The organism is Paenibacillus sp. HB172176 (genome assembly GCF_011947265.1).
Classification (GTDB): domain Bacteria; phylum Bacillota; class Bacilli; order Paenibacillales; family Paenibacillaceae; genus Pristimantibacillus.
Genome location: NZ_JAATHD010000015.1, coordinates 88,285 through 113,300 on the forward strand (window position 1 = coordinate 88,285; position 25,016 = coordinate 113,300).

Genomic DNA, 25,016 nt, shown 5'->3' on the forward strand with positions numbered 1-25,016 from the left:
AGGTTTGAACAACTTGTCACGTTTTTCTCGGGCTTCCACGCCCCGCAACCGCATTCTGTTATTCGCCGTCGTCTTCGTCGGCTTTCTAATCTTCGGATTTTCGGAAAATATTAAGGGCCCCGCGCTGCCGCGCATGCAGGCGGATCTCCGTCTTGACGAATTCCAGATCGGGCTGCTGCTCTCCTTCAATTCCCTGGGATATTTGCTCGCTTGCGGCTTCACGGGCTGGCTCGACCGCAGAATCGGACTCCGCGCGACAACGCTGCTTTCCTTCGGATCGATGGCGCTGTCAGGCTTGTTCATCTATCTCGCAGCCACATACACAACGCTGTCCGCCGCTTATTTCTTCATGTACATCGGCAATGGAATGCTCGAAATCGCTTTGGCGCTGCTGGCGGCGAGAATATTCATCCGAAATACGGGCGCCATGATGAATCTTGCCCATTTCTTCTATGGACTCAGCTCGATGTTTGCGCCGCTCATCGCCGCCGGTCTAATGGGCGTCGAGCTCTTCGGCACGGAGCTGGGCTGGCGGGGCATGTATGCGCTCATGCTCTCTTTATCCGTGCTCCCTATGCTGCCGACGCTCGCGGCGAAGCTGCCGCCGGAGGAAGAGCATTATGAAGGCCGGACCCCGCTGCGCGTCTTCGCCAGAGACAAGACGGCCTGGCTCATCGTGCTCGTGCTCTCCTTCGGCGTTATCAGCGAGCTTGCCGTCGGGGGCTGGCTGGTCAATTTTCTAGAGAAGGCATATGACTGGAGCACCGAAGCCTCCTCCGGCATGCTGTCGGCCTTCTTCTTCTGCTTCATGCTTGCGCGGCTGCTGCTTGGCCCGGTCACGGATCGCATCGGCTATACGCTGTCGCTCATCGTTCTATCGGCGTTCTCGGGCATCTGCTCCATTGCCGCGGTGCTCGTCGGTGAAGGCGGCGCCTTCTTGTTCGCGGCGGCGGGAATCGGCATCGCTCCAATCTACCCGACCGTCATGGCGCTGCTTGCGAGACGTTACGCAGGCAACAGCTCCACTGCCATTACGTTCACGGTAACGATGATGGGCATTGCCAGCGTGCTCGGCAACTTCGCCATCGGCGTCATTACAGATGGCATCAAGCATCTGTTCGAGGATGCCTCCGACAATCGCGCCGGGTTGATCGCCGGTCTGCAAGCCGGCTATATCTTCATCGGATTATGCGCGCTGTTATGCTCTGCAACAGCGATCATGCTCTATCGCGCGCTGAGGAAGAGGGATCAATTAATCTGACCAAATGCTAGAATTGGACGAATTTCGTTCACATAACCGCTCATTGCTTGAATATATTGAATAACAACAAAGAATTCAAGCAGGGAGGTGCTGGGATATGAGTCCGGGAGACAGCGGCATGTTCATCGTGTCACGTGAGGATTGGTCATTGCATCGCAAAGGATATCAGGATCAGGCGCGGCATCAACAGAAGGTCCGCGAAGCGATCAAGCAAAATTTGCCGGATCTCGTCTCCGAGGAAAGCATTGTCATGTCTGACGGCAAGCAGGTTATCAAAGTGCCGATTCGGAGCCTGGATGAATACCGCTTTGTTTATAATCACAACAAGAATAAGCATGTCGGCCAAGGGGATGGCGACAGCCAGGTCGGCGACGTGCTCGGCGTAGATCCGCAGGCGGCGAAGAAGGGCGGCAAGGGCGAAGGAGCGGGCGATCAGCCTGGCGAGGATTATGTAGAGGCAGAGATAACGCTCGCAGAGCTGGAGACAATGCTGTTCGAGGAGCTCGAGCTGCCTTTCCTGAAAAACAAAGACAAGGATCAGCTCGAAACGAAGGAAGTTCGGTTCAACGATATTCGCAAGAAAGGCATCATGTCCAATATCGACAAGAAGAAAACGATCATGGAGAACCTGCGACGCAACGCCAACTCGGGCAAGCCCGGCATTCACGGCATCTCTCCGGACGATCTCAGGTACAAAACCTGGGAGGAAGTCATCAAGCCGCAATCGAATGCGGTTATTCTGGCGATGATGGACACGAGCGGCTCCATGGGCTCCTTCGAGAAATACGTCGCGCGCAGCTTCTTCTTCTGGATGACCCGTTTCCTGCGGCATCAGTACGAGAAGGTGGATATCGTGTTCATCGCGCATCATACGGAAGCGAAGGAGGTCAGCGAGGAGGAATTCTTCACGCGCGGCGAGAGCGGCGGCACCATCTGCTCCTCCGCCTATATGAAGGCGCTGGAAATTATCGATACCCGCTTCAACCCCAGCATGTACAACATCTATCCGTTCCACTTCTCCGACGGCGACAATCTGACGAGCGACAACGAACGCTGCGTGAAGCTGATTGGCGAGCTGCTGAAGCGCTCCAATCTGTTCGGCTACGGCGAGGTGAACCAGTACAACCGCTCCTCCACGCTCATGTCCGCCTACAAGCATATCAACATGCAGCATTTCATGTATTACGTCATCAAGGAGAAAGGCGAGGTGTACAACGCGTTGAAATCGTTTTTCAGCAAGCGGGAGGGTGCCGTGGTGTAGAGTAACTTCATTGAAATATTTAAACAGGATGAGCGCCCGCTGCATCCATTCCAACCTCTTACATGATGGTCCGCGCTCGTCGGTTCAAATAAGCATCACGAATCTCAAATCGGACTCTATTCGTACACTCGAAAATACCGGATCTTCGCGCTGAGTGAGTCGCTCCTGCATGCCGCCCGTTGAAAGTTAATTCAGCGGGCGGCTCTTTTGTCTGTACCCGTACGAATCTTTTCCGCGGCTTCGGGCGCAGCCTCGCAAATCGTCTCCCGCTACGAACGATCGGTTAATGAGCGTATGACGATTATCGACTTATTCGAACGATCACTGTGCCGATAAGCGATACATGAACAGCTTGAATACTCTTCATCGCAATCAGCACTCGGCGCCGGACAATTCGTTCGTGAACGTCCGCTTGTATTCCTGCGGGCTGAGCTTGACCGCAGACTCGCCGACGTAATGGAACTGCAGCGCGCGGCGCCGCTTCGGCGACAAATTGTAAGGCGTCCCGTGCTTCAGCAGTCCGTGGAAGAACATTAAGCCTCCGGGAGGCAGCGGCACCGCCACATCCTTCTCGACGGCGACATGCGAATCGCATAATTGCCAATCGCGCACGGCATAATGCGGTGTGGCCCCATCCCCATGCGATCCCGCCAAGACATGCATGCAGCCGTTGTCCAGCGCCGCTTCGTCGAGCGCAATCCATACGCCAACCACCGGCTTGTCGTAAGCAAGATTGCCATAGGCCATATCTTGATGCCAAGGCTTCTCCCCGCCTCCATTCGGCGGCTTCAGCAGCGCCATGTCCTGCGCGAGCTTCGGTTTCTCGCCCAAGATCGACTCGGCCGCTCGAAGAATGTCCGGATGATAGGCGACATGCTTAAGGCGATCATCCCGTTCAACGAATTGATGCACCTTGCGCACGGCGAGCTCTCTTTCTTCATTCGTCTTCAGTTCGCTTGAGGGCTTGGAAAACTGGATTGACGCTCCTTTCGCATCCTCGAAGATGATCTCCATCAAAGCATCAATCGCTTCTTGCACCTCTTGCTGTTCGAGGACCTTATCGACTGCCAAATAACCGACAGCCTTATACTCCTTCCACTCGTTCTCCCCTAACCGGTCCAGATTCGCGTAAGTCTTCGAAATGCGATCAAAACGATAGAGTCGTTCTGAAATTTCCTCGGGCGTACTCATAGAATCCGTTTTCTTCATATCCCGCACCGCCTATTTATACTATTTGCATATCGCATACTTCGATGATAAAGTAATAATATTTAAATTTAAATGTAATATTTGAATCATTGATTTATATAATTTGATGAATGGAATAGAAGAAAGGAGCTTGGCGGAGGATGACGGATATTCCAACTTTCATTCCGGGAGAATCTTATGGCAAGGTCGAATGCGAACGAGGGTGGAAATGGAATCGCGGCGACATTCCGTTCCAGGATTATGATCTATGGTATGTATGGCGGGGAGAAGGGCAGCTTAATCTGAACGGCGTGAATCATTCCCTTGCCCACAACCAGTGCTATCTGTTTCGGCCCGGCGATTTAGTGGACGCGTGGCATAATCCCCATCAGCCGCTAGTCGTCACTTATATTCATTTCGAGGCGAGTGAGGGTTCCGCATGGCTCGACTCACTCCCTTCCCGTTGCGATATTGCTTCGCCGCTTGCCTTCGAAGCCTATCTGGATCGATTCGTTCACCTTATGACATTCAAGGAACATCGACATGTTGAAGAAGCGAGTATACTGCTTCATCTCCTTATGATTGGCTTCGAGCGGGAGATTATGTCCGGCGGGGAAGATTCGAGCAGCAGGCAAAACCCTCATTTTGAAGCCGTGATGAAGATTGCCGCCGCCATTCGGGAGAATCCTGCCAAGTCCGGCACGATCGCGGAACTGGCCAAGCGGGCATTCCTCTCCCCGAGATACTTCTCTTTGAAATTCAGGGAAGTGATGGGACAGACCATTGAGAGTTATATCATCGAGAAGAAGATTGAGCGCGCGGAGCTGCTATTAAGCCATCACGGCATGACAGTGGGCGAGGTGGCGGAAGCGCTGAACTACCAGAACATCTACTATTTCAGCAAACAATTCAAAAAGGTTAGAGGGTATAGCCCTTCGAGGGCGGCAAAGCCGCTCGTCACAGCGCCCTCGAGAGACAATTGAAGCCGGCTGTGATTCGCAGCGCTCCTTCGTAGTAACGATCTTGCTAGTCTTCACTCATGCTGGCCGTCCCGCCTGAATCAATTGATTTGTTTCCTGTACTCCCTTGGCGAACAGCCGAATTTCAGCTTGAACGTCCGATCGAAATGGGGAATTGTATTAAATCCCGCCGCGAAGCAGACTTCCGTAACAGACAGCGTACTGCTGCGGAGAATAGCGGATGCAAATTGCAATCTTCTTTCGTTCAAATACTCCTGGAACGATAGACCGACCTGCTTGCTGAAGCATTCGCTGAAATAATTGGCGGACAACCCCGCGTAACTCGCGGCGGACGCAAGAGAGAGGGGCTCCCGGAACCGATGCTGAATATGAAGCAGCGCCTTTCGAATCGATGGATGCATCGTTTCCATGCCCGTGTTGGGACCGCTCGGCCTTTTTGCGTCGAGCTGTCTGGCAAGCGAGATTACTATTCGTTCAAAGCTGCCTTGCACGATGATTTCGCTGCCGAATTGCCAATGCTGCGACTCCTCCCATAGAAGCGCGAATTCCGACGTTATACTCCGAGCCTGATCCCCTTCGAAGGTATGAATAAGCAAGCCGGAAGGACCGAATAAGGGTTCATAGATAGCTGGACGCAACAGGGAATCGTTAAATACAAAGTCGAAAAGCTCAATGGTTTGTCCTTCATCCGGAATCAGCTCGTGGAAATCAGCCTTCGTCAGCAGAAACACCATGCCCGGCTGAAGCCGGTAGGATTGCCCGTTCACGACATGGAGACCCGTGCCGGAGACGATGCAGCCCATCTCGAAGAAATCATGCCAATGAATGTCGACTTTGTCGGCAACGACTTGCTTGAACATACGGAACGAGGAAGATAAGGTCATGAAATTGCTCTCCAGCAGCCGCTCGGGCGACTCGTTTTTCATCCTTCTCCCTCCTCCGCCAAATAGTGCGTGTTCAAAAAGTCCGAATTCAATATGGGATGCCGAGTTACTCACAGTTTAGCATCGTTATTGAAATTGGGCTTTTTGAACAACCTCTACTAGTCATTATACATTAACGAATGAACTTCCAGCCAGATCCTTGCCTCTTGCCAGCCATACCTTATGATTCGGATTTTTCTCCTCGAACACTTTCGCTTCGGTCGAGAAATATCTCATCGTATAGCCGCAGCGGCGATACGGACTCTTGTTGGGAGCGGCACCGTGGATAATGCGAGAATCATGCAAAGAGCATTCCCCAGGCTCAAGCTCGAAGTAAACGGCGTTGGAAGCATCCATATTTTTGATTTCCGAGTCGAATATATTATCCTTGCCGTCGACTTTCTCATACTCGGAGAATCCTCCTGTATGCGTGCCTGGAATGACGCGCATGCAGCCATTCTCTTGCCAGCTGCGGTCGATCGCGAGCCATACGGTAACAATCTTGTCGAACCGGCTCAGCCGTCCGTTCCAATAAGCGGAATCTTCATGCCACGGCGTTTGCTTGCCAATCAGCGGTTCCTTGCAGATGAAGTGACTGGACCATAATCCGATATTCGGTCCGATGATTGGCTCTACCAAATCAAGCACCTCGTCGCTAAGCAGAAATTTAAGCAGGCGCTCGTCGCGGAAATGCGGCGTATCCAGCTCGCTGTTCAGCTTTCTGCCGACAAGCTCCCATTGCTCTTCGAAGATGCCGCTGAGCTCCTTCATTTTTTGCTCGCTGAACAACGGTTTCTTATGAAGCTTATATCCGTTTTTGTTGTAAAACTCGACTTCCCTTTCCGAAATCACATGGTTTGTCATTGAAATTCTCCTCCGTTAATGTGGTTGTTGGTGATAGTTCCATCTTAACGGACGGGACTCTTCAGTACTTCTCGTTATTTCCGGCAGAGTTAACTTTTCTTCGGGACTATTCCTCAACAAAAAAGAACGAGAATTTATGAGATTCTCGTCCTTTTCTGCTAGATACCATTTATTCATTCGGATGATTGCATTTCAAAAAGCCGAAGGAGCCAAAAATTCTGCATCAAGATCCTGGAGTTGCCGCTCAAGAATCGCTGCTTCGTTATCAGGCAAGTCGAGCTGCGGCAGACGCATATACCCTGCGTCAACGCCGCGATAGCGCAGCGCCGCCTTGAAATAGGCCATGTTGCTGCCGTTGCGCAGCGTTTCGCAGTATTGTACAGCCACACGCTGCCACATCCTCGCCTTAAGGAGATCCCCGCTGCGATAAGCTTCATAAATCGCCACAAAAGGTTCCGGAAACACGCAGGAAACTCCGGATACGACCCCGTCGCAACCCATCGCAAGCGAAGCCAGGAAGAGGCGGTCCGTTCCTTGAACGACCGAGAAATCTCCACTGCGCACCGCAAGATATTCACTGGTGCGCAGCATGTCGGCAAGGCTGTACTTGATGCCCACCACGTTGGGATGACGCTGTGCCAGTTCCTCCGCAGACGCTGCCGACAAATCATTGGCAGAACATTGCGGAATATTATACAGATACACCGGGAATTGCTCTGGCACGCTGGAGGCGATGGCCGTATAATAATAGTCCATCTCGCGCGCGTTCGCTCCAAGGAAAATCGGCGTCACCGCTCCAATGCCGTCGGCCCCAATATCCGCCGCATGGCGTGACAGTTCCAGCGCGTCTTCCAGCCGAATCGCGCCTGTATGAATATAGACGGTCACCCGACCCGCAGCCTGGCGCACAACCGTTTCCGCAACAGCCTTGCGCTCTTCCGTCGACAATCTGACCATCTCACCCGTCGTGCCAAGCGGGTACAAGCAATGTACACCTCTTTCAATCAAGTAATCCGTCAGCCTTTCAACCTTGTCCAGACTGACTGAGCCGTGCTCGTCAAAGGGAGTAACCATAGCTGTTGTTACTCCGTGCAGTTTCTTCATCTCTGCGGTTGCCCCCATTCCTGTTCTTAATGCTTTTGTCTGCCTTCATACTCATTTCTTGCTGTGAAACGCTTCGACAATCGGCTTATTCGGCAACAGTCGGCATTCTGAGCCAGGCATAATTAAAGCGATAATGCAGCTTGCTTGAAATAAGATGAATCATGCCGTCAGGCGATTGAATCGCCTGAATATAGCCCGCCGGCTCGGCATGCGACGCATCGGTCTCGAACCATTCCGTATTGCCGCCGCCGTCATATTCCTTTCGTTCGGAGCCAGGCGTCAGCAGCTTGTGGCCCGTCCATGTCTCGCCTTCATCTTCCGACAAGGCCGCGAACATCCCGTAGCCCTTGCGTCTTACACCCGCCTGATCCACGAATTCGACTCCGTTCACAAACCCGGCATCCGGCGTTCCCCATTTATCCGTAAATCCGATAAACAGAAGCGGGCCTTCCTCCAGTCGAATCAGAACAGGCCGCTGACGCCAGTTGAAGCCGAGACCCAGCGCCGGTTCACGTCGATAAGTCCATGTTTCTCCTTCATCGGCTGTTATACTGATCGGCACACCAACTCCCTGAACAGCTTCATGCTGCGTATTCAAGTTATCACGCCCAATGGCAAGCCATCTGCCATCCCGGAGCTCGACAATACCGGGATGCTGTCCAACAATGCGGCCCGCGGGCTGATGCCAGGTCTCCCCATCGTCCTTACTGACGATAATGCGGCCCCACATAGGCTGGTCGAAGTTGAAATCGCTGGTTAAAATCATATGACCAGCCCTTGTCTTCATCAACACATGCGGATTCCACATGGAACGCTTGTCGCTCATCACTCGCGGAGTGGACCAGCTTGCGCCGCTGTCATCGCTGTGCCGCATGAATAATATCTGATTTCCCTGCTTCGGAAAGCTGCCTGTTCCTTGAAAATGGTACAGGCGGCCGTTCTCCCGATTCGTCCACAACGAAGCGGAGTGATCGTTGCGATCCGCAGCCGAGTAGAACAACGACGCCTCTTCCCACTCGGAGGCTCCTCGCCGCAGTCTGGCTGCGGCGATATTGAGTTGACTGCCTTCTTCTCCTGTATAACTGGCTCCCGGATCGGTAAACCAGGTAGCCAGCAGGTCGCCGTTGGGACACCAAGTAATCGACGGGAAGTGATTATGGCTTGCGAATACAGGGCCCATTGCATCCTTCGGTATGCGAACAAAGGATATCGGCGAAATAAATACCGGCTGCTTGCCAGAAACCGGCTTCCAATCCGCCTCGCTTTGCGCCACATTCGTTTCATGCAATGGCGTCGGCTGACGCTTCTCATGCAGAATGGGCTGTTCTCCGGATGCAATGCGGAAGCCTAGCCTTGGATATCGAGCGCCGGGAAGAAAGCTCATGCGATTCGTTATCGTTCGCGATGAAGCAGGCTGCAATTCGCAAGCCCCGCGCGTTACCTTGGTCACGCCTTCCGCATAACCGCCGGGATTGAATTGGTCCTCGGCCAAATAAGGACCGTACCAGTCCAAACACCATTCCTCTACGCTCGCCCCTTCTCCGCCGGGAAGGACAGAATGGGTTCCTTCCCCGACAAGCGCGGCATATTCCCATTCTGCTTCCGTCGGCAGACGGTATGCTTTGCCAGCTTGACCGCTCAACCATTCACAGAAGGCTGTTGCATCATACCACGTAACGCCTACAACCGGGTCATGTTCACCAAGCAAATCTTCATTATATTCGGGATACTCCGCCAAATTCTCCTCGGACCATCTCAAAATCTTCCGTAATTCATCCCGAAATCCAGGTCGAAACTTCTCATATTGGGCGAATGTAATCGGCTGTTCAGACAGTTGGAAGCCATGAGGAAATGTGACCGCATGCACCGGTTTTTCGTCGTACTTGCCGGCTCTATTGCCCCGCACATAACTTCTGGACGAATAGTTCTTCATCATGATGCCCCATTGATTCAACAAAACCGCTTCAACCTCCCGCTATCTTATCTATTTTCCTGGAACCTTTGTTCAGCAGCATTGGCAATTTCCTCCATCTCCTTGCCGCCCTTGCTCATGATTTCCTGAGCAAAGCTTTCAAACTCCGACAGATCCTTCTCACCGCTCACAAATTTGTTCAATTGCACTTGCGAATAATCGTTGATCGTTTGACGAATTTCCTTCAGACGCGTGCCTTCTTCCTGTGTAAACGGCGGCAGCTGCGGGATCGAAATAATAGCCGGATCGTCCTTATACAGATTATGCACATACAGTGGACTAATGCTGTCCTCGGCTGGCGCACGGAACAAATCAGCAGCGGCAGACAGCCATACAGGCGAGAAGAACAATTCGCCTACGCCGAGATCCGATTGCAGGGTATAGAATCCATTTTCAACGCTGCTGTATTTGTCGACGATTTCTTGTTTCCATTGCGGTTTGCCTTCACTATCCAGTTCGTAATCAACGCCTTCTTCCCCATAATTGAGGGCAAGCATGCCTTCTTCGCTGTAGAGCCAGTTCAAGAATTTCACAGCCAGCTCGGGATCGCTGACTTTTTTGTTAACGCCCCAACGATTGAAATAATGATCAGGCTGCTTGTAATTTTTGCGTTCGCCGTCAGCATTAGCCAGAATAGGCAGCGGCTCGAATTTGGCGTTAGGCTGAATTTGCTTGAGCGGTTGTGTGACACGGTCAATAAATACCGGATTATCATAGAAGAATAGATATTTTCCGCTCGACAAGCCTTCAAGCCAGGATTGTGTGTCTACCAGCAAATATTCATTATCAAGAATTTTGTTTTCGTACATTTTATTGTACATTTCAAGCGCGCCTTTATAGGAGTCCTGCGTTCGTCCCAATTCCCAAACTCCGTCTGTGTTCGGATACAGATCATAATGCGCGCCCAGGCTGCGAAGAGGACTTAACGTGTCGATCAACAGACGATTATCGCCGCGCGCGCCGTATGGAATTGAATTTGGATACGCATCGCGGAGCTTGAGCAATACGTCGTATAATTCATCCCAAGTTGTTGGAATATCCAAGCCCTGCTCTTCGAGCAAGTCGGTACGGATAATCGGCAACGTGCCTTTTTCATAGTTTTCATCCGCTCTAATCATGGGAAGCGTGTAAATATCGTTCATAATCATCGTACGGTCGAGACCTTCTACCGTATCATAATACTTCTGTATTTCGGGAGCATTCTTTTCAATCAGCTCTCGCATCGGCAGCAACGCGCCCGAATCGTAAATCTCCATCGGTTCGCCCCACAGCAGGAAGAAATCCGGCAGCTTGCCGCCCGCCAGCAGGGTGTTCATCTTCGTAGCATAATCTGCGCCGGGAATAACAACCGGCTTCAGCTTTATGCCTGTTTTCTCATAAATCACTTGCAATGACGGAGAATCCGCATTGATTGGCTGCAACGCATTTTCGCTCAGGGCAATGGTAAATTCGACATCCTTGTCAGTCAGCTTGCCGCTCGCATTCTCTCCCGCTTCGCTCGGCGCACTTGATGCCGCGCCATTTGAAGCTGACGGATTGCTTCCAGAATTCCCTTTATTAGAAGAACATCCACTTGCGATCAACACAACCGCCATAGCCGTAATTATCCATTTGCTTGCCAACTTCGAACTTTTCATTTGAACTCCCCCTAGTGTCAGAATTGAAAGGAATGAAGCGTTAACCCTTGACCGATCCCACCATCACCCCCTTCTCGAAATACTTGATAATGAACGGGTAAATAAGCATAACAGGAGCGGCTGCGGCAAGTATAATCGCGTACTTAATCGACTTCTCTGCAGTTGCGCCCGCGACCGCCGTCTCATTAATTGCCATTCCGATATCGGCTGTTTGTCCCTCAATGACAATGTTTCGGACAAAGAGTTGAATGGGATAATGGGCTTTTTCCGTGAGAAACATGAGCGGACCGAGAAAGGCGTTCCACTGCGCGACCGCATAGAACAGAATAAGCGTCGCCACAATCGGCATGGAAAGCGGAAGAATGATTTTGGCGAACACGTAGACATCGTTTGCTCCGTCAATATGCGCCGACTCCGTCAAGGCAAATGGAATCGACTGGAAGAACGAACGCATTATAATCATGTTGAAGACACTGATTGCCCCCGGCAGCACAACGGCTCCGATCGAATTAATTAATCCGAGATTGGACACCAGCAGGAACAGCGGTATCAATCCTCCGCTGAAGAACATCGTAAATACGATCATTTTCATAAACATATTTCTACCATATAAATCATGTCGGGACAGCGGATAAGCGCAAAGCGCGGTCATTAACATATTAAGCGCAGTTCCCACGATCATGTACGTAAACGAATTTAGGAAACCTCTCAGGATCAACGGGTCCTTGAATACGGCAGCGTATGCCCTAAAAGACCAATTGACGGGCAGCCATTTAACCTGATTGGTCATAACCGACACATTATCGCTTATGGAAACAATGAACATATAATAGAAAGGATAAAGCATTGCTATCGATATACCCAGCATCAGCAACAGGTTTATCGCTTCAAACGTTTTTTCCGTCCAGCTTTGGCGTATACTCACAACGCCCCCTCCTCTACCACAGACTCGTGCTTCCGAATTTGCGCGACAACTGATTGGCCGCAACCAGGAACATCAGATTAACAACGGAATTGAACAGGCCGACAGCCGTAGCGTAGCTGTACTGGAATCCTTCGAGACCCTTTCGGAATACATAAGTCGAAATGACGTCGGCAGTCTCGTAAATCGACGAATTTTGCAGCAGCAGCACCTTCTCGAACGACACGTCCAGGATGGAGCCGACGTTCATAATAAACATAATTAGAATAGTCGGCGCAATAGCCGGCAGCGTAACAAATCGCAATTGCTGCAAACGATTGGCGCCATCGATAACCGATGCTTCAATTTCCTCCGGATTGACATTGGACAATGCCGCCAAATAAATAATTGAGCTCCATCCAACCGTTTGCCATATTTCGCTTGCCACAAAGATAGATCGGAACCATTCCGCGTGCAGCAGAAAGGAAATCGGCTTTGCGCCGAACACTCCGGTCAACTGATTAATAAGCCCGTCTTCCTTGACGAAGGTAACAATCATCGAAACAACAACCATGGAAATAAAATGCGGCAGATAACTGATCGTCTGTACGGTCTTCTTGTACCACTTCTGTCGAATTTCATTGATCAGAAGCGCAAAGATGATTGGCGCAGGAAACCCAAACAACAGCATATACAAGCCAAGGAGTATCGTATTCTTCACCAATACCCAGAAGTTCGGATCGGATAAAAATTGAGAGAAATATTTGAAACCCACCCAATTGCTGCCCCAGATTCCGTCATAAACCTTAAAGTCCTTGAACGCGATCAGAACGCCGTACATCGGTCCATACTTGAACAATGCGAAATAACCGATAGGGAGAAGCAGCATTAAATACAGATACTTGCCTCTGATTATGTTTCTGCGCGCATGCAACCATCGACTATTCTCAACCATCCCCGTATCCTCCCCTGCTTTAAAGTCGGAATATTCTGTTATTTAATGTTCTACAGCAGCCCCGCAGCTCTGCCTGACGGCCAGATAGTAATCAAATTTCTGCGATTGCGGCGACATGAGCTTGTGATCCATTAAGTCAACTATCAGCTTGAAACAGGCGGACGCCATTTCCTCGACAGGCAAGTGCATGGTAGTTAGCGACGGAATAGAATAGCGAGAAGCGCTCTCGTTGTCGTGTCCAATAATCTCAATATCGCCCGGAATTGATATACCAAGCTCATGAAACCCATGCAACCCGCCAATCGCCATCTGATCGCTTAGAAAAAATACCGCCGACGGCCTTTCTGAACAGGCAGCTAAGGTCCGGGCCGCGAGGTATCCTCCTTCTTCCGTATATTGGTCATACACAATGCGATTTTCGGGTAAATCGAGGTCAAACTCGGCACAACCGTCCATAAATCCTCTTCCCCTGGAATCGATCGCATGGGAGGATACAGATGGAATAACTACCCCGATCCGGCGATGCCCCCTTGCCGCGAACAAAGCAGCCACTTCCTTGCCCGCCTTGTAATGATCGATGTTGACACAGCAATACTTGTCGGAATCGCGCAAATACAGCACCGTCGGCACGCTGATGTCCGTGTTTGCAAGAAATAACTCGTCTTCCACAGTAGCATTCGCAATAATGGCGCCGTTAAACCTTGTTCCTGTGAGCAAGCTTGTTTCATCGCATAATCGCGATCCGACATAAGGTTGAATAAGCAGCTCATACTCGTTGCCACTTTCGTTAAGCGTATGTTGAATGGCTTTCAAAAATCGGTTAATCAGCTGTGTCCGCGCGTCAACCGTCCAGAACAACGCAATAATCGGCTTGACCGTCTCCCCGCTCGTACGAAGACGCTTGGCCGAAATATTCGGTTTGTAGTCAAGCTGCTGAGCAGCTTTATGCACCTTCGCCTGCGTCGCCTCGGATATGCGATACTCCTTGGCCTTGCCGTTGAGTATAATCGAGACCGTGCTTTTTGATACACCCGCAAGCTCTGCTATTTCCTTAATACTGGCTATGTCTTCCCCCTCCAATCCTTGCCATTCATGTCATGTCATCTTTTCACAGATTGCTAAATCGTTATGCTAGAACGTTTAGCTAAATCGTTTTAGCAACTTTACAAATAGATCTTAACATATCGTTTCTCTCTTGTAAACACAGAATATAGCGTTTACATCATAAAATAGTGATTCTATTCGTCCTGAAACGAAAGAAAGCAAGAAGCGATCATCGCTCTGACGGCGACAATCGCTTCTTGCTAAACCCGCTTCATATTGCTGCTGTGACCGGGCGACAGCTTCGCTGTCGGATCGACGTACACCTTGGCATTGTTGATTGCCGTCGGCGCTTCCCCGAACCCTACCGCGATCAGCTTCAGCTTGCCGGGGTATGTTGTAATATCGCCTGCGGCGAAAATGCCGGGCACGCTCGTCTCCATGCGGGTGTCGACGACAATTGAACCGCCTTCAATGTCAATGCCCCATTCCGCAATCGGACCGAGCGACGATACGAAGCCGAAGTTGACAATGACAGCATCGACATCAAGCCGCAACTCTGCCCCGGACTTCATATCGCTGAGCGTCACCGCTTCGATTCGCTCGTTCCCATGGAGCGCAGACAGCTGAGCAGGCGTAATCACCTGTACTTTGGACTGCCCCAGCGCTTCTACGCTATGCTCATGAGCTCGGAATTTGTCCCGGCGATGAATCAGCGTGACTTGCTCCGCGATCCCCTCGAGCATGAGCGACCAGTCCACCGCCGAATCGCCGCCGCCGCTGATCAACACCTTCTGCCCTTTGAATTGCTGCAAATCGCTTACGAAATAATGCAAGTTGCTCCGCTCAAATCTCGGCGCTTCAATCAGCTCCAGCCGCCTTGGCTCGAACGCTCCGACGCCGCCCGTAATAATAACGGACCTGGCATAATGAACCGCTCTATCCGTCGCCACCTCGAACAGTCTCTCATCAAGCTTGACGACGTTCAGCACCTTCTCCTCGAGCGCGATGTCGGTATCGAAATGGCTAAGCTGCTCTTTCAGCCGATCGACCAGTTCCTGCGCCGTCACTTTCGGAAATCCCGCTACATCGTAAATGTACTTTTCGGGATACAAGGCAGCAAGCTGGCCGCCGAGCTGCGGCATGCTCTCGACAAGCAGCACCGAAGCCTGCCGCATGCCGCCGTAGAACGCCGCGAACAAGCCGGATGGCCCGCCCCCGATAATGAGAATATCTACAGGTTGCTCTTTGCTATATTTTCCAGACACGTATAATTGCCTCCGTTATCTCTTTTGTCCTTATACGACTACATATAATTGGCCGTCTTCCTCTACGACCCCATATCCCCTGAGCTTCACCTTGTCATTGACCAGATGCTGCCCCGTCAGCAAATCGAACTCCCAGCCATGCCACGGACATCTTAGAATCTCGCGATCCTTGCCATACTTGTATTCGTAGACAAGCGACGGGAGCCTCGTGCCGCACACGACCCCTTCGCACACCGGGGCGCCTCCATGCGGACACAGATTCCGCCAGGCGTAATAGTCGTCGCCAACCGCGAATATGCCGAGCTCCATGCCTTTGACCGTTGCGATTATTCTGCCCTTCTGCCTCAGTTCCTCCACCGAGCCTACCTCGTAACGCGTCTCCAGTTTTGCCATATGCCTACGCCTCCTTCTTCGCAGCAGCCGGAGCTTCATGCAGGCCATACAGCTCCATGGCGTTGTCGGCCAAGATGCGCTGTCGCAAATCTTTGCGAATCGGCGCAAGCGCCATCTTCGGATTGTCGAAATCCCAATGCGGATAATCGGAAGAGAACATGACCGTTTTGCTCGCATCGACCATATCCAGGATTTGATTCAAATACTCGCCGTTCGCAGGCTCCTCAATCGGCTGCGTCGTCAAGCGGATATGCTCCGTAATGTATTCGGACGGCAGACGCTTCAACCACGGCACGAGATCGCGCAGCCCTTTATAATTTTTATCCATGCGCCACATTAGATGAGGCAGCCAGGCGATGCCGCCCTCGATCGCAACGAATTTCAGCTTCGGAAACTTCTCGAACACGCCTTCGCACACCAAGGAGTTGACATGCGCCATATAGTTAATCGGAAGAATATTATGCCATTCGAAATAGGAAGTTGGATAGCCCGACGGCGTCGGCTGACCCGTAATGCCGCGTCCTTCCGTGCCGGGATGAACGGCAACCGGCAATCCGTTTCGTTCCGCCGCTTCGTAGATCGGATGATAGAAGCGCTGTCCGTACAGCATGCGCGAGCCGCTGCACATAATGACCTGCACCATATTTTTGTTGCCGGCCATGCGGTCAATCTCTTTGGCCGCCGCCCCAGGGTCGGAATGATTGATCAGAATCGAGCCTTTGTACACCGGACTCGCATTCAGCCAAGTCTCTACAAGCCAGTCATTGTACGCGCTCGCCACCACATTCGCGTAATCCGGATTCGGATTAATCGAGATGCCCAGAATGCCAGAGCCGGTCAGAATGCCATAATCAATTCCGTACCTCTGGAAATGATGCTTCAGCATAAACTGAGGATCGCTGCCGGGAACGCCGCCGTCTTCCGGCACCGCGTCGGAGCGCATTACGCCCACCGAGGAATGCCAGCCTCCGCCGTAACCAGCTCCCGCCTTCTTCCAATATTCATGCCAAACACGCGGCAAGTAGGGAAGCAAATCCTTGGAATGGGCAATCGCGTTATGGACATCCGTGTCAATAATTCGTGGTTTTGCCATCGTCTTCATCTCCTCATGGTTTTCATGCAACCGCTTATTTACCTCTACTTTACAACGCGGCCGCATGGGGGTACATGAAGAAAAGAAATGAAAAGCTGGATTATTGTTATATCTACGCAGCATGGCTCGGCGCTCTCCTTAACCAGGTCCGCTTACCTGTCGCGTGGTGCCGATTGCCCGAGTCTAGCTCCCTGCTGATATTCCTTCGGAGGCACTCCGATTTTTTTCTTGAACATGCGAAGGAAGCTGGTATAGTCATTGAATCCGCATCGCAAGCTTGCATCGAGCACGCTCATGCCCTCCGACAAATATTTTTTGGCCATCGCAATTCGCTTAGTCACAATGTATTCATGCACCGTGCTGCCCGTATATTGCTTGAACACTCTAAGCAAATGATATTTGCTGATGAAGAAACGGTTCTGCAGCAGCTCGAGTGTCAGCGGTTCATGCAGATGCAGCTCGATGTAATCCAGGATCGGCGTCAGCTTGTGATGAATATCCAATTCATGATGTTCATGAGTTCGGCGATAGTAGATATTGTTGATCGCAACCAGTATCTCCATGATGCAAGCCAGCTTAAGCACTGCCGCGCCGTCCGCGTTGATCCGGTCAATGCTTTCGTACTTTTTGAACAGCTCCAATATTTGCGACATTTCCTTCGAGGTAAGCGACAGCTTGTTGCCCTTGCCGTTATTCCGATCATAGAAGCAAGCAAGCGGATTGTAATCGGAAGTCGCGAATGCCTTGGCCATATTAGGATTGAACTCGATTGTTACCCTCTCGTACAGCTCATCGGAATTGAAGGAGGGCTTGTGAATTTCTTGCTCGTTCGTAATAATCAAATCTCCATATTGCAGCGGATACACCGTTTTTTCCACAAAATAACGCACATCGCCTTGAAGTAATACATAAATTTCACATCCCGCATGAAGATGAAAATCAACATTATGCACGGCTTTGGTCATATGCGAATACTTAACGCTTTTACTCATGTCATGCAAATAACGCTCCATCTGGAAGGCTCCTCCTCTTCGGCGAAACAGCAATAATTCCAATATTTTGAGCAAACATTACCAAGAAGTTGTGATTTAATCATTTTACAATAAGAAGGAGGAGGAATAGAAGTCATTTCATACAAAAAGCGAAACAGGAGGTTTATCATGAACTCAAAATTAATTAAAATTGGACTTGTTGGCCTTGGCGGCATTGGAAGCGGCATTCATGCCAAGTATCTTAACACTGCCGAAGGCGTGCGGTTGGTCGGCGTGTGCGACGTGATGAAGGACAAAGCGGATGCGATTGCTGCCGAATACGGTGCGGATGCCTACTACGATTACAAGCAGCTTCTGGAGAAAGCGGAGCTGGACGCCGTCGTTATCGCGGTTCCCCACTTCGATCATCCGTCTGTTGCAATCGAAGCGTTCGGGCGAGGCATCCATGTGCTCTGCGAGAAGCCAATCGCCGTTCATCTGAATGATGCCAATCGGATGCTCGCCGCCTATGAGGACGCCAAGCGGCAATATCCCGACCTGCAGTTCGGCTTGATGTTTCAGGAACGTACATACCCCGGCTACCGCAAGGTCAAAGAGATGATCGAGAGCGGCGAGCTCGGGCAGCTCACGCGAGCGACATGGATTCATACCAAATGGTTCCGCAGCCAGACCTACTATGACAGCGGCGACTGGCGCGCCACTTGGGCAGGGGAAGGCGGCGGCATTCTGACGAACCAATGTCCGCATACGCTCGATATGTACCAATGGCTCTTCGGTCTGCCGACGCTGATCTCGGGACATGCCCATATCGGCAAATATCATGATATCGAGGTGGAGGATGAGGTGACCGCCTACTTCGAGCATGATAACGGAATGATCGGGCATCTCATCGTAACGACCGCGGAAATCCCGGGAACGAATCGCCTGGAAATTATCGGCGAGCATGGTAAGCTTGTGCTGGAGGAAGGCGAACTCGTATTCCACAAAAATCCAAAGTCCATGCTGAAGCATTCGCGGGAAACCGATCAAAAATTCAATACGGTGAAGCCGGAACGAATCGCCATTCCGCTGGAGCAGAATCTGCCGAATCCGCATGAATATGTCGCTTCCCGGTTCTTCGACCGACTGAAGGGCGGTACAGAAAAACTTGTCGCAGAAGGCTGGGAAGGCCCAAGATCGCTTGTACTTGCTAATGGCATCATGCTGTCTTCCTTCTCCGGTCAAGCGCTCGCAGTGCCATTCGATACAGATGCGTTCGAGGCCACGCTCAAGGAACTGGCCGCAAATTCGAAGTATGTCAAAAAAACTGTGAAGCCGATGGAAGGAAATGACGATTTGTCTGCTTCCTTCGGAAGTAATGGTTAGAAGGAGCGAGCGCGATATGAGCCCATTTCTATTAACTTGCTTTGCAGATGAAATTTCTTCGGACTTGAATGAACAATTGGATGTGCTGGAGCAAGAGGGCTTTCGCCATCTTGAAATTCGAAAGCTTTGGGATAAAAATGTGTTGGAGCTTAGTTCGGAGGAGTTGACCCGGCTTGGAGGGATTCTGAAGGATAGAGGCTTTGCCGTATCCTCCATCGCTTCTCCAATCGGCAAGTACCCGGTTACTTCACCCTTCGAGCCTCAACTCCAAGCGATGGAACGAGCCATGGCTGCGGCGCATGCGCTCGAAACGCCGAATATTCGCATTTTCTCTTGCTATCTGCCTGAGAATGAGCCGCGCGAAGCCTATCGCGACGAAGTTCTGTATCGCATGAAACGACTTACGGAAGCGGCCGAGCGGGGCGGCGTTACGCTGCTGCTCGAGAATGACAACGATATGTACGGCAGCAACTATAAGGGCGGTATGGACATCATCGAGCATTGTCAGTCGCCTGCCGTCACATTCGCTTTTGATGCGGGCAACTATGTGCTGTCGGATGTCGAGCCCATGGGGGAAGCTTATCCGGTCGTTGCCGAGCATATCGGCTATGTTCATATTAAAGACGCGATACGCGAGCCAAGGCAGTTCGTGCCTGCCGGAGTCGGTCAAGGCAAGGTGGAGGAATTAATAGTGGCGCTGAACGAGCGCGGCTTCAGCGGCTTCTTGTCTGTCGAGCCTCATATGCACAAGTATTTGCCGAACGCCACCGATCCCGAACGGGTTCGGACGGCGATTCATGCGCTGACCTCGATATTGGCGAAACACAGAATTAATTGGAAGTAACCGCATCAACGCTTTGAGCTGCTTGACAAATTGATATTGGAGTAAAAATATATACAGCGAGTTCCAATCGAATTTGTTATGCTGATAATAACGCTTATGCCTCTGTGGAAGTGCGGCAACCTTATTCAAAATCATCATTGATCTCGCAGCTTCCATTCCATTGCCCCGCTTACCTTCTCCAACGTATCGTTCGTTACGCTTATCGCGACGCTCGTTCCTTCCTCTTCGGCCGAAATCAGCAGCGGCGCGTAGAAGCGCTTGGCGCTGTAATGAAGCGCCTTCCATCTGCCGTAATAGTCCAAGCTCGACCACGAAGCTACCGGCCAGCCAATCATTAAGCTGCCAATAGACGGAGCCCATGCAGCGCCCGCGATTTCTTCTCCAATGCTCGACGCCGTAGCGCATGGCCTCCGCTTGAAGCAGCTGTGAGACGTACAGCAGCGAATCGAAGGACTTCGGATACAAGAAATTTTCAGAGATGCCATGGAGAATCTTGCCGTTGCCTCCGGGGTTTTTCTGATGCGATTCCATCACGTGCGTGAAGATGTTGCGGTCGCTCTCCTCGGTGAATTGCTCCACCGTCTTCAGCGACGGGAACGATTGGAACCCGAATTCGGAGCAGATAGGAAGCATGCTGAAGCCGCAGCCTGGTAATGAAATCATGCGGCGATAACGCTGTCACTTCATGGAATTTGCGGTAGAACCATGTTTTTCTCATACCTGACACCTCCAACAGTTCGCCTGAGGCGATGTCCTGCCCGTAATGCTGAAGCATATACTCCACTGCGCGGATGACGCCAGGCTCCGTTTCCCGTTGCTGATTAGCAATCGCATCCCGATACCAGCGGTTAATGGCGACCAGCACCTCAATCAAGATGGCGTGATGCCTTGCTTTCCAGCCTGTCTCCCGGCAGCGTGTCTCCTCGACGCCTTGCCGGGCAAGAGCCCTTATGCGCTGAGCATAAGGGCTCGATGCCGGGAGCAGCGGCGAGATGCCGTCCATGGCGTAGAAAGGCGCCAGCAGCTTAAAGCCATCGGGTACATGACGAACAAATCCGGGCATGAACAAGATCATGATCCAACGAGCGGGTCGGTCTTGCTCCCTTACAAGAGTCCAGTGCGACTCGAATGGACGAAACAGGAATACATCTCCTGGGGCGCCGACCAGATCTCCCTTCGACAAACGGTAGATGGCCTCATTCTCAATCAGCACGCTAATCTCAAGCGCATCATGCAAATGCACGTCATGCTCCGTGAAGGTGGCTAGTTTATCCTCGAAGATCAGCTCTTGCTCCATTTGGATATCCTGATATCGTGTCATAACATCCTCTCCCTTCACTAGGGCCAGCAGACGATTAACTCCCGCCTCTTCGCCATACATTCGCATAATTCCTATATTCCCCAAACGAACAGCCGAATTTCTACTTGAATGTCCGATCGATACTGCTTTCCAGCAGCCTCTCGGGCGACTCCATATGCCGCTTTCTTCCTCCAACCGTTATTCTACTAGCCATTATACATGATCGAATGAATATCCGGCTATATCCTCGCCTCTGGCCAGCCACGGCGTTTGCTTGTTTCAGCTCTCTGCCGATAGGCTCCCGTTGCTCTTCCAGATGCCGCAGAGGTGATTCCTTCAATAAATATGCGGATTTTGACGTCTGCACTCTTCTATGAGAGCTAATTGCTGCCGAACCTGTTGCGGCTTGATTGCTAATTCATCCCCGTGAACCAGTGAACGATAAAGCATGGCATACAATTGTTCAGTCATTTCTTCGGACTCGCTCTTCCCTTCCGGCAAGTCCAGTTTCCAATTCTCTGTATGCCAAATTAGCGTTTCGCGACAATAGGACGGCATACCCTTACGATCTACCAAAGGCTGTGTAATTAAATGTTGAGCAGGAGCCTCATCGGGTTTGAAATATTTCCACTCCAACCGTTCATTGCTGCCTTGCAACCCGCCGTTCGTACCTTGAATAGCGAACATGGGGCCAGGAAATACGTTGCATGAAGATACTTCCAGATCGACGGCAGGGCGTCCCCCGCCTCTCATAAGAATTTTTACAAAGTCTTCCGCATCCCCGAATGAATTTGCCTGATCCATGATGCATGTAATATCAGGCATAAGCTCCGTCCCGAATAATTGAAGCGCTTGATCGACTATGTGTGAGCCTGTATTTAGCAGGGTTCCACCGTTATTTCGCTTCAGCGTCTGCCAGTCCCATCTGCGCGCGAAAACGCCTGAAGTGAAGTGAATGTGGACAATGCGCCCCAGAACACCGGATTCGATAATTTCGCGAATGCGAACATAAGCCGGCATATAACGAGCCTGATGGAATACGGCTAATTGTTTGCCGAATCGCTCGGAAGCTTCTATTAACAAATCAACTTCTTCCACGCTTCCCGCCAGAGGCTTCTCGCAAAGAACATGCATGCCCATCGCTAACAATGCCAATGAAATCGGTACATGCTGATGACTGGGAGACGCGTTGACGACCAAGCCGAGTTGCTCGTTTTCCACCATCTCTTGCCAGGAAGCATAAGCCTTGCATCCATATTCCTTCTCCGCCAGAAGACGCCTCTCGGGAATGGAATCAGCAACTGCAGCGATATGGAATTGCTGCGACAGCCTGGACAGGGACTGCCCATGGATGTCGCGACCGCTTCTTCCTAATCCGATAATGCCGACTCTAATAATCTGATGGCTCATGTATGATATTCTCCTTTTTACGCGTTTATCGGCTGCCCTTGGCCCCTAGGTTATACCCCCTTGCGCCATCCCTCACCCTCGTGCCCGGCCAAGCGAATCGGGAATGCTCCATCAGACTGCAGAAGCTGTGCGCAGCTCCATTGAACCGAATGAAGAACGCCTGGCTTTGTCTCCAGCATGGCGCGCAGCAGCAGTTCCTTGCAGCCGAAATCGGGCGGCAGAACAAAGGATGCAAGCCGAAGCTGGCCCCCAAAAGGCTGGCCTTTGTCTATACTGCCGGTCATACATAACCTCCCATTCACACTCTCCAATTGTAACCAGAGCACACCCGGCATGCCTGATCCGCCATCGTTGGCGATGGCGACAATAATCTCGTCTGTGCCATGGCGCTTGCGTTGCCAGATCCATGAAGGTCTGATTCGGTACCCCATTCTCTCACGCAAGCGCTGGAATCCGTATGGATTATGCTCGGCGAAGCGGCGAACCTGAGCCGCTTCCGTCCATAAAGACCAGTAATTGGCTCCCAGATCGGGAACATGAAGCATGGCGTTTTCCATTCTGCTGATACCGGCTGAATCTTCAGGAATATCCTCCATGCGATAATGGCGGAAATCGCCGTCCTCCATAATCACCGCAGTTCCCGGCGGGCGTCCCGCAATTTGTCCGATCTGCTCAGGCTCCTCGATAAGAATGCTGTCGGAGCGGAGCCAACAGCCTTGAGCAAGAGCCAATTGCCTGACGGCATCGTTGCCGACGCCATTAATATCGGTCTGCGTATTGACGGCGAGTGGAACTTTGCGCCATATATCGAGTTGCAGCTCCGCCATCGCAAGGCATGTCGTTTCAGCTGTATAATAGTCGGGGAAGGGATGAGGAAAGGCTCCTGTATGGCCTTCTCCCCAAAAGCCGTACATCATCAGGTCGACGAACTCCATATTCGGTTGATTGTCAAAGCGATCGGCCAACAGCTCGTTCAACTCGCGAAAAGCAGACTGAAATTTCGGATGATCGTACCTGGGCTCAACATACACGAATGAACTTCCGGCATGATTTCCAATATCAACCATTGGAACCTTATCCGCTACGAAATCGGGCAAAGCCAGACGTTGCGGTTGGAAATTCGGACTGGACATTTGAACGCGAAAGGCGACGCGCAATCCATGCCTTCGCGCCGCATCCATCGTCAATTCCCAAACGGGATGCAAATCCAGCCTTCCTGGACGCTTCTGAACGTCTCGCCAATCGCATCTTATATACAAAACATCGGTTATATTCATTGATGCCACATTTTCCACATGTGTCTCCAGCGTTTCTTCGCCATTTCGCACAGCTAGCGAAGGGCCGTTCTCTTCCCACGTATATCCGATAAAACCGTAGCCAATATTACGAGCATAATTTCTGGATGGCGTTGTTGCGGCTAACGTTCGCCATCCTTCGTCTTGATGGATCGTGAATGGACCTTGATTCAGACTACGAAACGTCCCCGTGTTCCTATTCATTCTTTTTAACCACATGAGCGGCAGAATCCCGATCCAGAAAGAGTTTCCAATTGGGATGCGTCTTCAGCATCGAGGCAGGAACGAGCGGATTGATGTCACTCTCGAGCGTTCGCTTAATCGCATCCGCTTTCACGGCATGCGGAACACAAGAAATAATGGCCTTGCTCTTCATAATCTGACGAACGCTCATTGTAACGGCCTGCAAGGGCACATTGTCTACGTTATTAAACCAACCCTCGCCAACCTGCTGCAGCTTGCAAGCATGATCCAGATCGACGACGATATAGGGCTCCTCTGTTGTAAAGTTCGCCGGAGGGTCGTTAAACGCGATATGCGCGTTTTCTCCGATGCCGATCAGCGCGAGATCTATAGGCGCTTCAGTCACCGCCGCATTCAATCGAACGATCGTTTCCTGAATATCGCCTGAAGCGTCGATTAGATGATAGCCGCCCAGGGTGGTGATATGGCGAATGAACCTCTCCTTCAAATACAGTTGAAAGCTTGCCGGATGCGAATCCGCTATGCCCGCGTATTCATCCAAATGGAACATGACAACCTTGTCCCATTCAATAGGCTGCTTGACGAACGATTGAAAAAACTCGAATTGAGAAGATCCGGTTGACAAAAGCAGTCTGGCGCTTCCTTGCCGATTAATTGCCTCCTGCAAAATGCCGGCGGCGTGTTCGGCCGCCCTTATTCCCAATTGCTTCGCGTCGATTGAAATATGAATTTCCATGTATATATCCCCCTATTAATTAAAATTCG

General features: G+C 51.3%; 21 protein-coding genes and 2 pseudogenes. 5 read left to right on the forward strand and 18 right to left on the reverse strand.

Annotation, left to right across the window (positions count from 1 at the left end):
• The first annotated feature begins 4 nt into the window (after nt 1-4).
• Both HFP08_RS18600 and yhbH read left to right on the forward strand, forming a co-directional pair.
• Nucleotides 5-1,261: an MFS transporter gene (locus HFP08_RS18600; protein ID WP_481856585.1), complete on the forward strand. Its 1,257-nt coding sequence runs from the start codon at nt 5-7 to the stop codon at nt 1,259-1,261.
• A 97-nt stretch (nt 1,262-1,358) separates the two neighbouring features.
• The gene (gene yhbH / locus HFP08_RS18605) at nt 1,359-2,522 is read left to right on the forward strand and encodes a sporulation protein YhbH (protein WP_206109283.1); all 1,164 of its coding nucleotides are present in this window, start codon (nt 1,359-1,361) and stop codon (nt 2,520-2,522) included.
• A gap of 372 nt (nt 2,523-2,894) precedes the next feature.
• Here yhbH and HFP08_RS18610 read toward each other — a convergent pair whose 3' ends face one another.
• A complete protein-coding gene (locus HFP08_RS18610) occupies nt 2,895-3,731 on the reverse strand; it encodes a phytanoyl-CoA dioxygenase family protein (protein ID WP_168122108.1) in 837 nt (278 codons plus the stop codon).
• Nucleotides 3,732-3,871: 140 nt separating this feature from the next.
• Between HFP08_RS18610 and HFP08_RS18615 the strand changes: the two genes are divergently transcribed.
• Complete coding sequence (locus HFP08_RS18615) at nt 3,872-4,693, forward strand: helix-turn-helix domain-containing protein (protein WP_168122109.1); 822 nt, start codon at nt 3,872-3,874, stop codon at nt 4,691-4,693.
• Between the two features lie 77 nt (nt 4,694-4,770).
• On the opposite strand, the gene HFP08_RS18620 is transcribed toward HFP08_RS18615, so the two are convergent.
• The 12 genes from HFP08_RS18620 to HFP08_RS18675 all read right to left on the reverse strand — a co-directional run bounded on the left by HFP08_RS18620 (nt 4,771) and on the right by HFP08_RS18675 (nt 17,854).
• The gene (locus HFP08_RS18620) at nt 4,771-5,616 is read right to left on the reverse strand and encodes a helix-turn-helix transcriptional regulator (RefSeq protein ID WP_168122110.1); all 846 of its coding nucleotides are present in this window, start codon (nt 5,614-5,616) and stop codon (nt 4,771-4,773) included.
• A gap of 123 nt (nt 5,617-5,739) precedes the next feature.
• Nucleotides 5,740-6,477 carry a phytanoyl-CoA dioxygenase family protein gene (locus HFP08_RS18625; RefSeq protein WP_168122111.1) on the reverse strand — a complete coding sequence of 246 codons (738 nt, stop codon included), beginning with the start codon at nt 6,475-6,477 and terminating at the stop codon, nt 5,740-5,742.
• A gap of 192 nt (nt 6,478-6,669) precedes the next feature.
• Nucleotides 6,670-7,581 (reverse strand): dihydrodipicolinate synthase family protein, encoded by a 912-nt coding sequence (locus tag HFP08_RS18630; RefSeq protein ID WP_168122112.1) that lies wholly within the window; start codon nt 7,579-7,581, stop codon nt 6,670-6,672.
• Between the two features lie 85 nt (nt 7,582-7,666).
• Nucleotides 7,667-9,538 carry an SUMF1/EgtB/PvdO family nonheme iron enzyme gene (locus HFP08_RS29335; protein WP_168122113.1) on the reverse strand — a complete coding sequence of 624 codons (1,872 nt, stop codon included), beginning with the start codon at nt 9,536-9,538 and terminating at the stop codon, nt 7,667-7,669.
• A gap of 23 nt (nt 9,539-9,561) precedes the next feature.
• Entirely contained in the window at nt 9,562-11,190 is a 1,629-nt protein-coding gene (locus tag HFP08_RS18640) for an extracellular solute-binding protein (protein WP_168122114.1), read from the reverse strand.
• Between the two features lie 40 nt (nt 11,191-11,230).
• Complete coding sequence (locus HFP08_RS18645; RefSeq protein WP_240941566.1) at nt 11,231-12,115, reverse strand: carbohydrate ABC transporter permease; 885 nt, start codon at nt 12,113-12,115, stop codon at nt 11,231-11,233.
• A gap of 13 nt (nt 12,116-12,128) precedes the next feature.
• A complete protein-coding gene (locus HFP08_RS18650; protein ID WP_168122115.1) occupies nt 12,129-13,046 on the reverse strand; it encodes an ABC transporter permease in 918 nt (305 codons plus the stop codon).
• 42 nt (nt 13,047-13,088) lie between these two features.
• Nucleotides 13,089-14,126, reverse strand: a complete 1,038-nt coding sequence (locus HFP08_RS18655; RefSeq protein WP_240941567.1) for a LacI family DNA-binding transcriptional regulator — start codon at nt 14,124-14,126, stop codon at nt 13,089-13,091.
• A 224-nt stretch (nt 14,127-14,350) separates the two neighbouring features.
• Complete coding sequence (locus tag HFP08_RS18660; protein ID WP_168122116.1) at nt 14,351-15,355, reverse strand: NAD(P)/FAD-dependent oxidoreductase; 1,005 nt, start codon at nt 15,353-15,355, stop codon at nt 14,351-14,353.
• A gap of 30 nt (nt 15,356-15,385) precedes the next feature.
• Nucleotides 15,386-15,748: a Rieske (2Fe-2S) protein gene (locus HFP08_RS18665; RefSeq protein WP_240941571.1), complete on the reverse strand. Its 363-nt coding sequence runs from the start codon at nt 15,746-15,748 to the stop codon at nt 15,386-15,388.
• Nucleotides 15,749-15,752: 4 nt separating this feature from the next.
• Nucleotides 15,753-16,850, reverse strand: coding sequence for an amidohydrolase family protein (locus HFP08_RS18670; RefSeq protein ID WP_481856586.1), 1,098 nt, complete (start codon nt 16,848-16,850; stop codon nt 15,753-15,755).
• A 143-nt stretch (nt 16,851-16,993) separates the two neighbouring features.
• Complete coding sequence (locus HFP08_RS18675; RefSeq protein WP_168122119.1) at nt 16,994-17,854, reverse strand: AraC family transcriptional regulator; 861 nt, start codon at nt 17,852-17,854, stop codon at nt 16,994-16,996.
• Between the two features lie 147 nt (nt 17,855-18,001).
• On the opposite strand from HFP08_RS18675, the gene HFP08_RS18680 reads away from it, so the two are divergent.
• Both HFP08_RS18680 and HFP08_RS18685 read left to right on the forward strand, forming a co-directional pair.
• Nucleotides 18,002-19,198 carry a Gfo/Idh/MocA family protein gene (locus HFP08_RS18680; RefSeq protein WP_168122120.1) on the forward strand — a complete coding sequence of 399 codons (1,197 nt, stop codon included), beginning with the start codon at nt 18,002-18,004 and terminating at the stop codon, nt 19,196-19,198.
• A 16-nt stretch (nt 19,199-19,214) separates the two neighbouring features.
• Nucleotides 19,215-20,042 carry a sugar phosphate isomerase/epimerase family protein gene (locus HFP08_RS18685; RefSeq protein ID WP_168122121.1) on the forward strand — a complete coding sequence of 276 codons (828 nt, stop codon included), beginning with the start codon at nt 19,215-19,217 and terminating at the stop codon, nt 20,040-20,042.
• Nucleotides 20,043-20,182: 140 nt separating this feature from the next.
• Here the strand turns inward: HFP08_RS18685 and HFP08_RS18690 are convergent.
• The 5 genes and pseudogenes from HFP08_RS18690 to HFP08_RS18705 form a co-directional block, all read right to left on the reverse strand.
• Nucleotides 20,183-20,660, reverse strand: a pseudogene (locus HFP08_RS18690) (beta-mannosidase); the annotation flags it as partial.
• Nucleotides 20,661-20,985: 325 nt separating this feature from the next.
• Nucleotides 20,986-21,429: pseudogene (locus HFP08_RS29615) on the reverse strand (AraC family ligand binding domain-containing protein); the annotation flags it as partial.
• A 249-nt stretch (nt 21,430-21,678) separates the two neighbouring features.
• Complete coding sequence (locus HFP08_RS18695) at nt 21,679-22,752, reverse strand: Gfo/Idh/MocA family protein (protein WP_168122122.1); 1,074 nt, start codon at nt 22,750-22,752, stop codon at nt 21,679-21,681.
• Nucleotides 22,753-22,802: 50 nt separating this feature from the next.
• Nucleotides 22,803-24,251: a hypothetical protein gene (locus HFP08_RS18700; protein ID WP_168122123.1), complete on the reverse strand. Its 1,449-nt coding sequence runs from the start codon at nt 24,249-24,251 to the stop codon at nt 22,803-22,805.
• The gene (locus tag HFP08_RS18705; protein WP_168122124.1) at nt 24,244-24,987 is read right to left on the reverse strand and encodes a 6-phosphogluconolactonase; all 744 of its coding nucleotides are present in this window, start codon (nt 24,985-24,987) and stop codon (nt 24,244-24,246) included. The genes HFP08_RS18700 and HFP08_RS18705 overlap by 8 nt, the downstream gene beginning before the upstream one ends.
• Nucleotides 24,988-25,016: the final 29 nt, after the last annotated feature.

Coding starts and splice junctions, on each gene's coding strand:
- HFP08_RS18610 (WP_168122108.1), bottom strand. CDS start 3,731: ATGAAGAAAACGGATTCTATGAGTACGCCCGAGGAAATTTCAGAACGA.
- HFP08_RS18650 (WP_168122115.1), bottom strand. CDS start 13,046: ATGGTTGAGAATAGTCGATGGTTGCATGCGCGCAGAAACATAATCAGA.
- HFP08_RS18615 (WP_168122109.1), top strand. CDS start 3,872: ATGACGGATATTCCAACTTTCATTCCGGGAGAATCTTATGGCAAGGTC.
- HFP08_RS18625 (WP_168122111.1), bottom strand. CDS start 6,477: ATGACAAACCATGTGATTTCGGAAAGGGAAGTCGAGTTTTACAACAAA.
- yhbH (WP_206109283.1), top strand. CDS start 1,359: ATGAGTCCGGGAGACAGCGGCATGTTCATCGTGTCACGTGAGGATTGG.
- HFP08_RS18705 (WP_168122124.1), bottom strand. CDS start 24,987: ATGGAAATTCATATTTCAATCGACGCGAAGCAATTGGGAATAAGGGCG.
- HFP08_RS18620 (WP_168122110.1), bottom strand. CDS start 5,616: ATGAAAAACGAGTCGCCCGAGCGGCTGCTGGAGAGCAATTTCATGACC.
- HFP08_RS18700 (WP_168122123.1), bottom strand. CDS start 24,251: ATGAATAGGAACACGGGGACGTTTCGTAGTCTGAATCAAGGTCCATTC.
- HFP08_RS18675 (WP_168122119.1), bottom strand. CDS start 17,854: ATGGAGCGTTATTTGCATGACATGAGTAAAAGCGTTAAGTATTCGCAT.
- HFP08_RS18680 (WP_168122120.1), top strand. CDS start 18,002: ATGAACTCAAAATTAATTAAAATTGGACTTGTTGGCCTTGGCGGCATT.
- HFP08_RS18695 (WP_168122122.1), bottom strand. CDS start 22,752: ATGAGCCATCAGATTATTAGAGTCGGCATTATCGGATTAGGAAGAAGC.
- HFP08_RS18630 (WP_168122112.1), bottom strand. CDS start 7,581: ATGAAGAAACTGCACGGAGTAACAACAGCTATGGTTACTCCCTTTGAC.
- HFP08_RS18665 (WP_240941571.1), bottom strand. CDS start 15,748: ATGGCAAAACTGGAGACGCGTTACGAGGTAGGCTCGGTGGAGGAACTG.
- HFP08_RS18640 (WP_168122114.1), bottom strand. CDS start 11,190: ATGAAAAGTTCGAAGTTGGCAAGCAAATGGATAATTACGGCTATGGCG.
- HFP08_RS18685 (WP_168122121.1), top strand. CDS start 19,215: ATGAGCCCATTTCTATTAACTTGCTTTGCAGATGAAATTTCTTCGGAC.
- HFP08_RS18670 (WP_481856586.1), bottom strand. CDS start 16,850: ATGAAGACGATGGCAAAACCACGAATTATTGACACGGATGTCCATAAC.